Consider the following 15,571-nt stretch of genomic DNA (forward strand, 5'->3'; position numbering starts at 1 on the left):
TAAACTTGCTTATAAATCTGCCTTCCAATGCACATAACAGCAGTATAAATAAGGAATTAACCGTTCAGAAAATGAATGAGGGCGGTAAAATAAATTATGCTTGTTATTCAACAAATAATTAGTAATTAAGTAATCAGAAAAAAATAGTATATCAACTAAGGAGGTTATAATGTTGACGGAAAATCCCGGACATTTAAAAAATGAAAAGCAAGTATTCTCGCTAATGCAGAATACGGAGTTCAAAAATTTATATCAGGAGCTGAATCTTGATTCTGAGCACAGAAGCAGACTATTAACCAATGCTTCAAAAATGGGGATTCATTTCCTCGATTCTTTGAATGACAGAAGAGCATTCCCCTCCGCAGATGATCTGGAAAAACTTAAAGGCTTTGTCGAACCCATCCCTGAAGAACCAAGCGATCCCGAACTTACACTCTGGATGCTGAACGAAATTGGTTCTAAAGGAACAGTTGCAAATGCAGGGGGAAGATATTTCGGATTTGTTATCGGTGGATCAAATCCTGTCTCTCTTGCGGCAAACTGGCTTGCAGGAGCGTGGGATCAGAATTCCGGGCTTGAGGTTACGAGTCCAATTGGTGCAACCCTTGAAAAAGTTTGTTCTGGATGGCTGACTGAAATACTTCCTGTTTCAAAGAATGCAGTTGCAGGATTTGTAACCGGAGTTACTGTCGCAAACTTTTGCGGACTTGCCGCTGCAAGACATTCGATACTGAAAAAGCAAAGCTGGGATGTTCAGGCTAAAGGATTATTTGGGGCTCCTCCAATTAAAGTAATTGTCAGCGAGGATGCGCACGGAAGTTTATTAAAAGCTTTGAGTCTGGTCGGGTTCGGGAGAGAAAGAGTAATAAAGGTTCCGGTTGATCAGCAAGGGAAAATGATTGTAGGTAAATTCCCAGAAGATATTGATGATAAAACTATTGTTTGTCTCCAGGCAGGAAATGTTAATACTGGTGCTTTTGATCCCGCCGCTGAAATTATTCCTTTTGCAAAAAGTAAAGGAGCCTGGGTTCATGTGGATGGTGCTTTTGGATTATGGGCAGGCGCTTCACCAAACAAAGCATATCTAACAGAAGGATATGAATCAGCCGATTCCTGGGCAACAGATGCGCACAAATGGTTGAATGTCCCTTACGATAGTGGAATAGTTCTTTGCAGTCATCCTGATGATTTGAGAACAGCAATGTCAATGGAAGGAGACTATCTCGATCAATCTGGAAGCAGAATTCCTTATCAATATACTCCTGAACTTTCACGGAGAGCAAGGGCAGTTGAGATCTGGGCGGCGCTTCACTCGCTTGGAAGAAAAGGTGTTGCAGATCTGATTGACAGAACCTGCCGCTATGCACGAAAATTTGCCGACGGAATACGTAAGGAAGGATTTGAGATTCTGAATAACGTAATAATTAATCAGGTTTTGGTTTCATTTGGAAGTGCAGAGATAAATGAAAAAATAATCTCCGAAATTCAACAGGATGGAACATGCTGGGTTGGTGGTTCTAAATGGAAAGGGAAAACTGTAATGCGAATCAGCGTTTCGTCGTGGGCTACTACAGATGAGGACGTTGAAAAAAGTCTGGATGTGATTATCAGAATTGCAAATAAACATGCGCACCAGAAATAATTAATTTTAAAGGGAAACAGAATGACACAAATTTCGACACTAATAAAAGAAGCCGATTTCCAGATGGAAGACTTTATGCTAGTTCAACGGGTGATAAAAAAAATTAATTCCATTTTGGATTTGAAGGACTTGCTCGAACAAATTATTGAAGACGCATCAAAAACTCTTGGCTTTACTAAATGCGGAGTTCTTCTTTATGATGAAATTACGAATCAGTTGGAACTTGTTGCGGCAACTGGCTGGGAAGATAAAACACACAAGGTTGGCGACAGATTTAATCCCGGACAGGGAATTGTTTGGAAAGCTTTCTTTGAAAACAAAATTATTTATTATCCCGATATAAGTGAATACCCGGATATACTTCCATGTGATTTTAAAAGTAGTTCCCATGTAGATATACCTCTGATTTCTAAAGATAAAGTTTTTGGAATTATTAATGCTCAGCATAGTGAGAGGAATGGCTTTTCAGAGCACGATATAAATGTGATAAAAACTCTGGCAGAGCACGTATCAGTTGCGATTCAAAATGCCATGCTTTTTGAAGAGGAAAAAAGAGAAAGAGAAATAATACTTCGGGATATGAGGGAAGCAAGCACAATTCAGAAAAACTTATTTCCAAAGCAATCTCCCGTGATTCAAAATTTTCACGTGACTGGCATGTGCGAACCCTGTCTTGAAGTCGGAGGCGATTGGTTCGATTATATTGAACTCCCATCCGGAAAGTTAGGAGTTGTTCTGGCCGATGTTGCGGGAAAAGGTTTAGCAGCTTCTTTGATGATGGCTTCTGCAAGAACAATAATAAGGATGATCGCTTTGCAGGAAGAATCGCCGGCTAAATTATTGAAAAAAGTAAATGATATTCTGACAGTCGATTTACCCGTAAACAGATTTATAACTCTTATTTATGGAGTCATTGATCCCGTTTCAAAATCTATAACTATAGCCAATGCCGGCCATCATCTCCCGGCAATTTCTTCTAATGATAATGTCAATTTACTTAAGATGGAGTCGGGACTGCCACTTGGAATAAGAGAGCACGATTATAAAGAGTACAATTTTACAATGAATTCCGGAGATAAAATTTTTCTTTACTCGGACGGTGTAACCGAAGCGATGAATATTAAAAAAGAAATGTTTGGAGAGCAAAGGTTAATACAATGCCTGCAAAAGTCTTTCTCTAATATTAATTCTCTTTATAATGATGTTAAAATCTTTACAGGGAATATTCCTTTAAGTGATGATATGACGATTGTAATGATAGAGGCAATTTAACAGTTATAACAACGTTGGCATCAATAACACCAAACTTTTGCCAAATTTGGCTGAGGCATTTTTCTTATATTTCCAGCTACAATAAATCGTAATTATCATTTCATCTATTCAAAATTAACAGGTATCTAAAATGAAATATTTATTACTAACCAGTATAATCTTTTCGCTGATTCTGCTCGGATGTGAACAGAAGAAAGAACAAAACAAAGATGCAGAGGATATCGCAATGCTCAAAGAAAAAATTGAAAAGTTTGCTCCAACGGAACTTAAATATGATTCAAGCACTCTTGATGAGAGAGAGAAAGTAGTTGTCGAAAAATTATACCTCGCATCCAAAATTATGGATGAGCTTTTCCTCGACCAGGTGTATTCAAAAAATTATGAAATAAGAAAAAGTCTGATGGAACAGGCTGCTACTGGTTCAGAGAAAGCAAGACTCGAGCTTGAATTGTTTACAATTATGTTTGGTCCTTTCGACAGACTTGATCACGATGCACCATTCATTGATACTTTGAAGAAACCTCTCGGTGCTAACTTCTATCCCGAAGATATGACAAAAGAAGAGTTTGAAAGCTGGATTAAAAATAATCCCGCAGATGAAAAAGCTTTTACATCTGAGTTTACTGTAATCAGGAGAGTTGATGGCAAATTAACAGCAATTCCATACAGCGAATACTGGAAAGACAAACTAACCGAAGCATCAAAATTATTAAAAGAAGCTGCTGAGTACGCTGACAATCCAACACTGAAAAAATATCTTAGCTCAAGAGCAGATGCATTCCTGAGCAATGACTATTATCAAAGCGATATGGACTGGATGGATATGAAGGATCATAAAATAGAAATAGTAATCGGTCCTTATGAAGTTTATGAAGATGGGATGTTCAACTTTAAAGCTGCCTTTGAAAGTTTTCTAACAATAGAAGATCCTGCCGAAAGTGCAAAGCTTGAAGTTTTCAAAAAATATTTACGTGATATGGAAATTCATCTTCCAATCCCGGATGAACATAAAAATTTTAACCGCGGTTCCGAATCTCCGCTCGCAGTTGTAAATGAAGTATTCACCGGAGGAGATACAAAATCAGGAGTTCAAACATTGGCATTCAATCTGCCGAATGATGAAAGAGTTCGTCAGGCAAAAGGTTCAAAAAAAGTTTTGTTAAAAAATGTTCAGGAAGCCAAGTATAAACAGATTCTCATACCTATTGCCGAACTTGTACTTAATGCTGAGCAGATGAAATATGTTACATTTGAATCATTCTTCACGCATACACTGATGCACGAAATGTCACACGGTATTGGTCCCGGATTCATAAAAGTTGATGGAAGAGATACTGAAGTAAAGAAAGAGTTGAAAGAAACTTACTCAACAATGGAAGAATGTAAAGCGGATATACTCGGAATGTATAACAACATATTTATGATTGAAAAAGGTGTTTTCCCCGAAACATTTGCAAATGAAACCTGGGTAACATTTCTTGCCGGAACTTTCCGCTCAGTAAGATTCGGAATTAACGAAGCTCACGGCGGCGGCAATGCAATTATTTATAATTACCTGCTTGAAAAAGGTGCTTACGAATACAACGAACAAACTCAGAAAGTAAAAGTTAATTTTGAGAAGATTGGTCCTGCTCTTGAAGAGCTTGCAAATATTGTTTTGATGATACAGGCAAAAGGAGATTATCAGGGTGCAAAAGATTTAATTGCAAAGTATGTTGTTAATTCTCCCTCAATGGAAACACTCCGCAATAAGCTTGAACATCTTCCGGTTGATATAAAACCAATTTATGAAATAGAGAAATAGGCCCCACCTAACCCTCCCCAAAGGGGAGGGCTTTAATTATTAAAAAATCAGAAGATAATTGTAGGGGTGTATCACATACACCCAAAATTTTTTGTAGAGATCGGTCTCTGACCGATCCGAAATAATGAGGTGAAATCAATAGAGGAACGGACAGGAGTCCGTTCCCTACGAAATGAAAATTAATTTAATGGATGGGGATGTCTCGCATTTTTTACTTGCCGATTGCTAACTGTTGCTTGCATCTTTAAGCAATTATTTTAATTTACATTCTAGAAAAATAATTTCTACTCCGAGGGAGCGAGAATTGTAGAGATTAAATTCTGATTAACTTGCTGCGACAACACACCTGAATACTCTCCCGAAGCAGAAGTTTTGAAATTAACTATTTTTCAACTTCTAATAGGAGGCACGATATGTCTATTCTAAAACACACCTTGTTTTTCCTTTTGCTGGTAACGCAAATTTGTTTTGGGCAGTGTACCGCAGAACAGCGGCACAACACAAAACCTTAACAAAGTACAATTTGTTGATGCGAATACTGGGTGGGCGGTTGGTGATAGCGGAACAATACTTTACACGACTAATTCTGGAGTTGATTGGGTACAGCAAACAAGCGGCATCAATCTTAATCTTGTAGATATTTCTTTTGTAGATGCTAATACAGGTTGGGTTGTTGGAGAGAATTTCATTTTAAAAACTACAAATGGAGGTATTAGTTGGAGTCAACAAATTCACGACTCACTTTACTTTAATGCAGTATTTTTTATCGATGAAAATATCGGATGGCTTTGCAGCGATGGAATAATTCTAAAAACAACAGATGGTGGAAATATTTGGATACCAAAACCAATTGGGGGTGGAGATATTCAGTTTTTAGATCCAATAAAAGGTTTTCTTGCCAGTTCTTCTATCTACAAATCCACAGATGGTGGAGATAACTGGATCGAATCATTGTGGGGTGGTATGACCGGACATTTTGATAGAATTTCATTTTCAGATTCGGAGAATGGTTTTGTAATTCATCATTATAGTGGGGGATTTGGCCAGAATTTTTTTATAGAGCGTACGACAAATGGAGGTGCTGATTGGATTACAACAAATTATCCTTGGGCTCAGTGTAGGGATGTCCATTCAATAAATTCAAATATTGTGTATGTAGTTGGAATAGGTTCTCAAGCACCAGTAAGAGGCGCGATTCTTAAAACTTCCGACGGGGGAACTACCTGGAATGAGCAATTTTTTGAATTAGATAAAACATTAAATGGCGTACACTTTGTGAATGAAAATATCGGCTGGGTCGTAGGTGACAGCGGCACCGTCCTCCACACAACCAACGGCGGGGTTACTTTCATAGACAACGAACCAACTCAACCAACAGAATTTATTCTTGAACAAAACTTCCCCAATCCCTTTAATCCAAGTACAGTGATCAGTTATCAGTTGCCAGTGAGCAGTGATGTAACGTTAAAAGTTTTTGACGTACTCGGAAATGAGATTGCTACGCTTGTTAATGAATACATACCTGCAGGAAGATATGAAGTTGAGTTCAACGCAGCATCATTGACGAGCGGAGTGTATTTCTATCAATTGCGTACGGAAGATTATATAGCAGTGAAAAAGATGATTCTTTTAAAGTAAAATTATCGGAATGTAGGGGCTCAAAATTTTGAGCCCCTACAAAGGAAATGCAAGAATACAATTGTAAGGATCGATCTCCCGATCGATCCGTCGCCAAAAATGGATTATAAATGCGGAACGGACAGGAGTCCGTTTCCTACTTTAAAAGAACTAATTTTTTTGTTTCAGTGTAGTTAGCGGCAGTCAAAGAATAAAAATAAGTTCCGCTTGGTAACCCCGTCGCATTGAAATTTACTTCATACACTCCTGCATGTTGAACATCGTTCACTAAACTAGCAACTTCGCTTCCGAGTAGATCATAAACCTTCAGTGATACAAAACCGAGTTCACCGATTTCATATTTGATCGTTGTTGTTGGATTAAACGGATTTGGATAAGCATCAGATAATGAATATCCGGAGATTACAGGATCAGGTGTAACATCTGAAGGGCTGTTGCCGGATTCAATTAGTAGAAGACCTGCATCTCCCAATGTTGCATTATTAAAATCTGAGCCTGCGACGAGAAAATATTTATAACCGACGTTTATTACATCATAGCATCTGTCTTCACCGGCATCACCATAAGTTCTTGTTTGAACCGTATCACCGTTTTCATTAGTCCAGATTAAATAATAATTAAACTCACCAGCAATACCCGAATCGGTACCGCCCATTACCAGGTAACCGTTATCTCTTTTTAAAATTCTTCTACCTTCATCGTAGCCGGCTCCGCCATAAGTTTTTTGCCACTGCATATTACCGACGGTATCAGTCTTGACTACATAAACATCTAACTCACCGTTGCCAAACGAAGATGAGTTTCCGCAGACGATATAGCCGTTGTCTTCTGTTTCAATAACCGAGATGCCTTCATCAAAATTGTTTCCACCGAAAACTTTTGTCCAAAGCGTATCTCCATTTTCATCAAGCTTCAACAGCCAGAGAGAACTCCAGTCATATTGACCTGTTATAATATATCCGCCGTCAGAAGTTTTGGTTATACCGTATCCACCATCGTTACCTGCAGTGCCGTATGTTTTAAACCAAAGCGAATCGCCATCAACACTTGTTTTGAAAATAAACAGATCTTCTTCGCCGACACTAAACGACCTTGTTACTCCGGTGATAACCAAGCCGCCGTCATCAGCATTTACGAGTGAAAGAGCAACTTCTTTTTCTGGTCCACCGAAGTTTTTCTCCCATTGAAGATTGCCGTCGATATCTACCTTAAGGAGATAAATATTTTCGAAGTTAAATTCCGTATCTGTTAAACCGGTTGCAACAAACTTGCCGTCTGAAGATTCAACGAGGTCTGCAAAAACATCGTTTCCGTCCCAGCCGTAATTTCGTGTCCATACCGAGTCACCATTTGAATCGGCTTTAAACAAATAAGCATTTCCCCATCTTCCCAGCCCGTAAGATTGAGTGTAACCAGCGACAATGAACTCATTGGTATTAGTATATACAACTGAATTAGCTTCGTCATATTCGGTTCCGCCAAACATTTTGTTCCAGATAACGTCACCGGGATTTTGTGCGAATAAATTAATTCCTGTAAGTAACAAAACAGGAAAAAGTTTTTTAAACATTAGCGCTCCTTATGTAATTAATGAATTATGAATTGATAATTGTGGATGAATTACCGGGCGGCAAATATAGACCCGTCTTCTCTGCAATTCAATCTGCTTTTTTGTAGTGCGTGATACCTGTCACTTAAATGTTAATTGATTAAATTTGCCACTCATTTTTTTAAATAGAATATGGAACTTATTGAGTAATGACAGAAATAAAAGTAAATAACTACAATGAAGATGTTCACTTTGTGAAAAAGGATGGACGGGAGTTTTTAATTGTTGGTACCGCGCACATCTCCCGGCAATCTGCTGATCTTGTGAAGGAGGTAATTGATAAAGAAAAACCTGATGTCGTATGTGTTGAACTTGATGAAAAGAGGATGCAGGCTCTTTCAGAAAAAAACCGATGGGAAAATCTGGATATCCGGAAGATAATCAGGGAAAAGCAGCTCAGCACTTTACTCGTTAATCTTGTCCTTTCATCATATCAAAAAAAGCTTGGGGAAAAACTAGGCGTTACACCGGGCACTGAATTATTAGAAGCAGTGCAGACAGCAAAACAAAATAATATTCCAATTGAACTTTGCGACAGGGAAGTGCGCATTACATTAAGAAGAGCCTGGCACTCGATGAGCTTCTGGCAGAAAATGAAATTGATTGCCGGAGGTTTCGGGGGAATTTTCGAAAAGCAGGAATTAACCGAAGAGAAACTTGCAGAGCTTCGCAGCAAAGATGTTCTTTCTGAAATGATGGACGAACTTGGCAAAGCAATGCCTGTTCTGAAAAAAGTAATTATCGATGAACGTGATAAGTACATCGCTCAAAAGATGAAAGATGCACAAGGAAATAAAATTGTTTCGGTTGTCGGTGCTGGACACGTAAAAGGGATTATTAATTCTTTAAAGAATGATAGTAAAATTGATTTAAAGGAAATTGAAATAATTCCAAAGCCTTCTCCCGTTGCAAAAATTATTGGATGGGGAATCCCGGTGATCATTGTTGGCTCAATTCTTTTCATCGGTTACAGCAAGGGATTAAACGAAGCTGGCGATAACGCGTTGTTCTGGATTCTTGCAAATGGAATTCCCAGTGCAATTGGGGCATTAATTGCACTTGCACATCCGGTTACAATTATTACTTCATTTTTTGCTGCTCCAATAACAAGCTTAACACCACTGATCGGAGCGGGATATGTTGCCGCATTCGTTCAGGCATATTTTCAGCCGCCACTGGTTAAAGATTTTCAGAGTGTTGGAGAAAATGCAAAAAAATTTTCAATGTGGTGGAAAAACAAATTGCTAAAAGTTCTCTTAGTTTTTATTCTTGCAAGTCTTGGCAGTGTGCTGGGAACATATGTTGGGTTGTTTGAGATAGTAAAGAATGTATTTAACTAGTTGAAATAAAAAAGTCCGGCAGTTACCGGACTTCAATATTAAATTAGTTATGTAAAAACTAGCCGAGGTAGGCTTTAAGTCTGCCGCTTCGCTTCGAGTGTCTTAAGTTTCTCAAGGCTTTCTCTTTAATCTGTCTTACTCTTTCGCGGGTGAGATTAAATCTTTCGCCGATCTCTTCAAGCGTTGCAGAATGATCTCCTTCAATTCCGAAGTATAATTTTATTACTTCTGCTTCTCTTTCTGTAAGAGTACCGAGAACATTCTGAACTTCTTTCTTCAGAGATTCTTTCATCAATTCTTTATCCGGCAATGGCTGCTCTTCATTCGGAAGAACATCAATAAGACTGTTTTTATTTTCATCGCCTGTTTTTAATGGTGCATCCATTGAAACGTGACGACCTGAAATCTGAAGTGCATATGCGACTTCATCAGCAGTCATATCAAGAATTTTCGCGAGCTCATCTGTGGTTGGTTTTCTTTCGTATTCCTGCTCAAGATCTCTGTAAGCTTTACTGATCTTTGTAAGGTTACCAACTCTGTTCAGAGGTAAACGAACAACTCTCGATTGATCTGCAATTGCCTGCATAATTGATTGTCTTACCCACCACACTGCGTAAGAGATAAATTTAAATCCACGTGTTTCGTCAAATCGCTGGGCAGCTTTAATCAAACCGATATTTCCTTCGTTGATTAAATCACCGAGTGAAAGTCCCTGGTTTTGAAACTGTTTTGCAACCGAAACAACGAATCTCAAATTAGCTTTTATTAATTTTTCCTGGGCAAGCATATCGCCCTTTTTAATAAGTATAGCTAACTCAATCTCCATATCAGGAGTTAATAGATCAACTTTGCCGATTTCCTGCAAGTATTGATCAAGAGATTTACTTTCGCGATTGGTAAATTGCTTTGTTATTTTCAAGCTTATCGCTCTCCTTCATTGGATTTTTAGTGAATTGAAAACTTGTGGTATTTAACGGATGCTTTTCACATAACCGTCAAATTCAAAGTTGTAAATATAACTCTATAATAAGATGAAAGGAATACTAAAAAGTTCCCTGGATCACAAATTTTTCTCCCGACATGGGGAAATCTGCTTTTTTGTAACCTTTTTGAATAATTTTTTCTCTAAGCGGCAAGGCTTGCTCTTCTTCGCCATGAACTAAAAAGACGTTTTTTAATCGATTTTGCGGATTTAGACTAAGATAGTCTAAAAGTTCATTTTGATCAGCGTGACCACTGAAGTAATCCATGGTTTTTATCTGACATTTTACGGAATGTTCTTCTCCAAGAATGTTCACTTTTTCCATTCCATCCATTATCTTTCTTGCTAAAGTGTGCTCAGCAGCATATCCGACAAATAAAACCAGATTTTTAGGATTGTGAATATTATTCGCAAGGTGATGTAGAATTCTTCCTCCCTCTGCCATACCGGACGCGGAAATTATTATCATCGGCTCATGCATATCATTTAGTTCTTTGGATTGATCAACTGTTGAAATGTATTTGAGTCTGCCAAAACCAAACGGATCATCACCGCTTTCAAGAAAAATTCTGTTGGTCTCTCTGTCGAAACATTCTGGATGATCTCTGAATATGTTTGTGGCATTTACTGCTAATGGACTATCAACATAAATTGGTAGAGAAGGAATTCTATTCTGATCAAATAATTTATGCAGAACGTAAACGAGCAGTTGAGTTCTTCCCACTGCAAATGCAGGGATAATTATTTTTCCTCTTCTTTCATAAACTTCACGTACAACTTTTGCTACTTCCTCTTCCACTTCATCTGAATGAGTGTGAATACGGTTGCCATAAGTGCTTTCCATAATTAAAACATCCAGATCACGCAAGTAATCAGGATCTTTTATAATGGGCATCTCGTGTCTTCCAATATCACCTGAAAAGCCGAAGCGGATTTTCTTTCCTCCTTCTTCAACTTCAAGCAGAATACTTGCTGAGCCAAGAATGTGTCCGGCATCCTGAAAAAAAGCAATTGTGCCGGGAAAAATTTCAGTTGCAGAATTATATTCAACCGGGACAAAATTATTCAGTGAATTTTCGACATCCTCAACAGTATACAATGCCTCAGCGGATTCATGATTATTATTTTTTCTTTTTTTGTTCAGCCACTCCACGTCCCTTTCCTGAAGATAAGCTGAATCCTTTAGCATAATTTTACACAAATCAATTGTGGCTGATGTTGCATATATCGGACCGTCAAAACCATTCTTAACAAGATTGGGAATATTCCCGCTGTGATCAATATGTGCGTGTGAAAGAATTAGTGCATCAATTTCTTTTGGGTCAAAGCCGAAGCTCTTATTCTTATCGTAAGTGTCTTTTCTTCTTCCCTGAAATAATCCGCACTCAAGAAGAATTTTTTTTCCGTTTACTGTAAGAAGATGCTGTGAGCCCGTAACAGTTCTGGCACCGCCGTAGAATTGAATTTTCAAATCGTCCTCCGAATTATACGCCCTTAAAAAGTTGTGTCAGGTTTAAGCTTTTAACTTTCTGTTTGCTAGCAAGCGAAACATAGGCAAGAGCTAATGCTTCTTTTCCTGTTCCGAGCACAGTGCTTATAAGTCCCAGAGATTCAGCAAGTTCTGTAGAATCAATTTCTTTAATAATTGCTTTCCAGATTGTTTCTTCCAAAACATTGTAGGCCGAGTGAACTTCGTGCAAATCAAAACCTGACTCGTATCGTTCTTTAGCTATTTTTTCGGAGTATGTAACCATGTCCACAAGACTTTTAGTTTTAACTCCATTTAAAGTAAGATCGAATAGCTTTGCGAGCCGCTGCCAGTTCTCATCGGCACGGGAAGAGTCATAATGTTTTAAATGAGATCGCTGGAGAGAATAGAAAGCTTCATTAATAATATCTGTTTGGTTGTTGACTAAAATTTCGTGGAGTTTCATTTTACACCCTCAATCAATATTCAAAGTAATAATAAAGTTTACATACAAAAATAACCAATTACTATCTGCTTATTAAACTTATTTGATTTCAAAAAAAGCTTAACTGATCAGATTGAACAATTGAATCGAATGATTCACCAAGTAATATTAATACTGAATCAGCAATTGGTTTAAGTTGCTTTTCGATATAATGCTCATAATCAATATCTGTATGTTTTAGCTCGACTGGAATAGGACCTCGTTTGGTAATTACATAGTAAACTGTTCCACTTGCTTCGGGAAGCATTCTTGCTGCTTTGACGTGCTGGGGAATATTTTTTGTGTATTCATCGACATCTTTTCTTAATCTTTTTCTGTAAACAAGCTTGTCATCGTATTCGCCATCTTTAACTTTTCTCACTACTTCCCGAAGCCAGTTTTCAATTTCTTCATTGTTAAAAATTCTGCTATAAAGTTCTACCTGGAATTCTTTTGCAAGTCGTGGCCAATCAGAGCGGACGAATTCCATTCCGACAAACTCAATTGATTCTTTTTCATTGTCAGATAATAATCCCGCATATCTTTTCTTAGCACCCGTTTCACTTCCTCTTGCTGGGGTTAGAATAAATTTGCGATAATATTTTTCAAATTCAATTTCCAGGTAGGATTCGAGTCCGTGTTCCTTTTTAATTTTTTCAGACCAGTAATTATTTAAATCATCGGCAATTTTATTCCCAACTGTTTCAGCATGTTCACCTTCGCTCTCCTTTAGCTTAACAAAAAGAGAATCGGTATCTCCGTAAATAACTTCATATCCTTTTTCGGCAAGAAACTCTTTGCTACCGAGTAATAATTTGTGTCCTGTTCCCGTAATTGCAGTCGGAAGATTTGGATGATAAAACCTGCAACCGAACGAACCCATAACTCCGTAAAAACTATTCATTAAAATTTTTATTGCCTGCGAAAGCTGTTTGTCCTTCTTTTTTCTTGCGAGATTTCTTTGCTCAATAAGATGATTTATAAACTCTGGCAGGAAATGTTTTGTAGATGAGAACGGGAGATTGTTCAAAGTTTTTATCGTATCAACTTCAGATTTAAGATTTGAGTACGGATCGATCTTGAATGTTTGAATGATTGATGGATACAGACTTTTGAAATCAAGCACAATAACATCATCATAAATTCCAGGGATAGGATCCATCACATATCCGCCTGCAGAATGTTCGGATGCTTCAAGATCTTTAACATTCGGTGCAACATAGCCAACCCGATGAAGTTTTGGAAGAAGAAAATGATCAAATGCTGCGGTCATCATACCAAGTTCATCCATTAGTAAACCCGAAAGCTGCGAACGACGAACAGACAACTCAATCAATCCCGCTTTTTGGAAAATGTTTGTTACAAGCACCGCATCATTCAAATTGTACTCTGCAAGCGCAGCTTTGTCTTCAGCAAACAATCTTTCAATTTCTTCAACTTTGTTTTTTTCTGCTGTTATTGTTTTTCCTTCTGCGAGTAGTTCCTGAGCTACAGTTTCAAGTCTGTAATCCTCAAAAGTAAAAAATGAAGTGCGAAGTGCTTGCGGTCCATCTATGATTACTCTTCCTGTGACTGAGGCAAAATATCCGCTCGGCTTTCTCTGTCGTAATGATACTCTTCCGTCGGCACGAGCAATGTCAAATGAAATATTTAACTCTCTGCACTTATTTTCAAGAAACATCAAATCAAAACCGATTACATGCCAGCCAATAACTATATCAGGATCTTTTTCGTTAAACCATCTTAGAAAATTCTGCAGAAGTTCTTTTTCATCCGGGTAAGTTGATATATGAGCTGGAAGCTTTTCCTTCTTTTCAGAAACTATAAATACTTTTTTCTCGTCAATTTTTCCGGAAAGATGAACGGCAACAGAATACAATTGGTTATTCTGACCGGTTTCAATATCGATCGAAGCAACTAATAATTTAGGCGTGAATTCACATGGTTCAATTTTGGGATTTGTAAATGAAGCAAGATTATTTTTCTGATAAAACACTCCTTCAACTTTTACCTGTGCATTTATAAATCTTTCCATTAAAAATCTTCTCGCAGGATCAACATCTGATTCAAATGTTTTAATTCCCGTCTTCTCCAATTCTTCAACAGCAGTTTTCAAGTCTCTTTGAGTGTTGAAATAAAGGGCATCGACTTTTTTATCATCGAAATTCTTTAGCTCCACTTCTTTTCTGTTGAACGGAACTGACAGTTGTGAAATGACCGATTTACTTTCGATGAAAAAAACGGGACTATTACCAAAACTAATCTCCACTGTTCCTAACTCATCTGAGGTACCAACAAATTTGAGAATATTTCTTCCACGAACATCCTGCCATTCGCCAGTAAGAATAAATACTTTAGCAGATTGTTTACCGGATTCGGGCATCAATAATCCTCAACAATTTTTTTAAAAAGTGACTGAAGTGATAACGTTATTTTCCCTGGTTTTCCATTGTTGATTTTCCAATAATCAATTTCCACGACAGGAGTAATTTCCTTTGTAGTGCTGGTAATAAAAAATTCATCAAAACTTTTCAACTCTTCCTTATTAATGAATTCTTCGCAGTAATCAACTTTGAATTTTTCACACAGTTCCAAAACAAATTTTCTTGTTATTCCTTCAAGAATCAGTCTTGATTTTGGGGCAGTGTAAACAATTTCATTTTTTATAGCGAAAAAGTTTGTATGGGTTCCTTCTGTGATTAGTCCATCCCGTACTAAAATTGCATCAGCAGCATCCTGCTCGGTAGCTTTTTGACTTGCAAGAACAACCGGCAAAAGTGAAATAGATTTAATATCACATCTCAACCAGCGCACATCCTCCCGAAGAATTACTTTGACCCCATTATTTTGTTCTTCACTATTCTCAACTAACTCTCTCACTGAAATAAAAACTGTAGGTTCGGTTTTTTCTTCTGGGAAATGATGAGTTCTTGGGATCGCTGAGCCACGCGTAATCTGAATATATGCTAAAGCTTCGTTCTCAATTTCATTTTTTATCATCAGTTCATAGAGGATATTTTCAATTGCTTCAAGATCTTTAAAATCGATTCTGGTTTCTTTCAGACTTCTTTTTAATCTATCAAGATGATCTCCATATCTGAAAAGCTTTTTATTGTAAGTTCGGATTGATTCATAAACGCCATCGGCAAAGAGGAAGCCTCGATCGAAGGGGGAAATTTTAATATCTGAAATAGAAAGATATTTTTCGTTGATGTAACAAATCATTAGAATTATATAAATTATCGCTAACAATTTAACAATTTAGGGCGTGAGATAAGGCAATTAGATAATTTGTTTTGAATGCAAACGTATATCACGTCCATAAACCATTT

Annotated in this window: 11 protein-coding genes; 5 read left to right on the forward strand and 6 right to left on the reverse strand. The window is 37.5% G+C overall.

The window, feature by feature from the left end:
• Nucleotides 1-310: 310 nt before the first annotated feature.
• The 4 genes from IPM14_02495 (at nt 311) to IPM14_02510 (ending at nt 6,356) form a co-directional block, all read left to right on the forward strand.
• Nucleotides 311-1,642 carry an aspartate aminotransferase family protein gene (locus tag IPM14_02495; GenBank protein MBK9096990.1) on the forward strand — a complete coding sequence of 444 codons (1,332 nt, stop codon included), beginning with the start codon at nt 311-313 and terminating at the stop codon, nt 1,640-1,642.
• A 21-nt stretch (nt 1,643-1,663) separates the two neighbouring features.
• Entirely contained in the window at nt 1,664-2,914 is a 1,251-nt protein-coding gene (locus tag IPM14_02500) for a SpoIIE family protein phosphatase (GenBank protein ID MBK9096991.1), read from the forward strand.
• Nucleotides 2,915-3,044: 130 nt separating this feature from the next.
• A complete protein-coding gene (locus tag IPM14_02505) occupies nt 3,045-4,718 on the forward strand; it encodes a peptidase (GenBank protein ID MBK9096992.1) in 1,674 nt (557 codons plus the stop codon).
• A 468-nt stretch (nt 4,719-5,186) separates the two neighbouring features.
• The gene (locus IPM14_02510) at nt 5,187-6,356 is read left to right on the forward strand and encodes a T9SS type A sorting domain-containing protein (GenBank protein ID MBK9096993.1); all 1,170 of its coding nucleotides are present in this window, start codon (nt 5,187-5,189) and stop codon (nt 6,354-6,356) included.
• A 136-nt stretch (nt 6,357-6,492) separates the two neighbouring features.
• Here IPM14_02510 and IPM14_02515 read toward each other — a convergent pair whose 3' ends face one another.
• Nucleotides 6,493-7,926 (reverse strand): T9SS type A sorting domain-containing protein, encoded by a 1,434-nt coding sequence (locus IPM14_02515; GenBank protein MBK9096994.1) that lies wholly within the window; start codon nt 7,924-7,926, stop codon nt 6,493-6,495.
• A 188-nt stretch (nt 7,927-8,114) separates the two neighbouring features.
• On the opposite strand from IPM14_02515, the gene IPM14_02520 reads away from it, so the two are divergent.
• Nucleotides 8,115-9,305: a TraB/GumN family protein gene (locus IPM14_02520; GenBank protein ID MBK9096995.1), complete on the forward strand. Its 1,191-nt coding sequence runs from the start codon at nt 8,115-8,117 to the stop codon at nt 9,303-9,305.
• 58 nt (nt 9,306-9,363) lie between these two features.
• Here IPM14_02520 and IPM14_02525 read toward each other — a convergent pair whose 3' ends face one another.
• The 5 genes from IPM14_02525 to dat form a co-directional block, all read right to left on the reverse strand.
• Nucleotides 9,364-10,224, reverse strand: coding sequence for a sigma-70 family RNA polymerase sigma factor (locus IPM14_02525; protein ID MBK9096996.1), 861 nt, complete (start codon nt 10,222-10,224; stop codon nt 9,364-9,366).
• Nucleotides 10,225-10,348: 124 nt separating this feature from the next.
• Entirely contained in the window at nt 10,349-11,758 is a 1,410-nt protein-coding gene (locus IPM14_02530; GenBank protein ID MBK9096997.1) for an MBL fold metallo-hydrolase, read from the reverse strand.
• 13 nt (nt 11,759-11,771) lie between these two features.
• Nucleotides 11,772-12,221: a hypothetical protein gene (locus tag IPM14_02535; GenBank protein MBK9096998.1), complete on the reverse strand. Its 450-nt coding sequence runs from the start codon at nt 12,219-12,221 to the stop codon at nt 11,772-11,774.
• A gap of 88 nt (nt 12,222-12,309) precedes the next feature.
• The gene (locus IPM14_02540; protein MBK9096999.1) at nt 12,310-14,622 is read right to left on the reverse strand and encodes a DNA polymerase II; all 2,313 of its coding nucleotides are present in this window, start codon (nt 14,620-14,622) and stop codon (nt 12,310-12,312) included.
• The gene (gene dat / locus IPM14_02545; protein MBK9097000.1) at nt 14,622-15,464 is read right to left on the reverse strand and encodes a D-amino-acid transaminase; all 843 of its coding nucleotides are present in this window, start codon (nt 15,462-15,464) and stop codon (nt 14,622-14,624) included. Before dat ends, IPM14_02540 begins: the two co-directional genes overlap by 1 nt.
• Nucleotides 15,465-15,571: the final 107 nt, after the last annotated feature.

The sequence above is a fragment of the bacterium genome (assembly GCA_016716565.1).
GTDB lineage: Bacteria > Bacteroidota > Ignavibacteria > Ignavibacteriales > Ignavibacteriaceae > IGN2.

Coding starts and splice junctions, on each gene's coding strand:
- IPM14_02495 (MBK9096990.1), top strand. CDS start 311: ATGGGGATTCATTTCCTCGATTCTTTGAATGACAGAAGAGCATTCCCC.
- IPM14_02500 (MBK9096991.1), top strand. CDS start 1,664: ATGACACAAATTTCGACACTAATAAAAGAAGCCGATTTCCAGATGGAA.
- IPM14_02505 (MBK9096992.1), top strand. CDS start 3,045: ATGAAATATTTATTACTAACCAGTATAATCTTTTCGCTGATTCTGCTC.
- IPM14_02515 (MBK9096994.1), bottom strand. CDS start 7,926: ATGTTTAAAAAACTTTTTCCTGTTTTGTTACTTACAGGAATTAATTTA.
- IPM14_02520 (MBK9096995.1), top strand. CDS start 8,115: ATGACAGAAATAAAAGTAAATAACTACAATGAAGATGTTCACTTTGTG.
- IPM14_02535 (MBK9096998.1), bottom strand. CDS start 12,221: ATGAAACTCCACGAAATTTTAGTCAACAACCAAACAGATATTATTAAT.
- IPM14_02540 (MBK9096999.1), bottom strand. CDS start 14,622: ATGCCCGAATCCGGTAAACAATCTGCTAAAGTATTTATTCTTACTGGC.
- dat (MBK9097000.1), bottom strand. CDS start 15,464: ATGATTTGTTACATCAACGAAAAATATCTTTCTATTTCAGATATTAAA.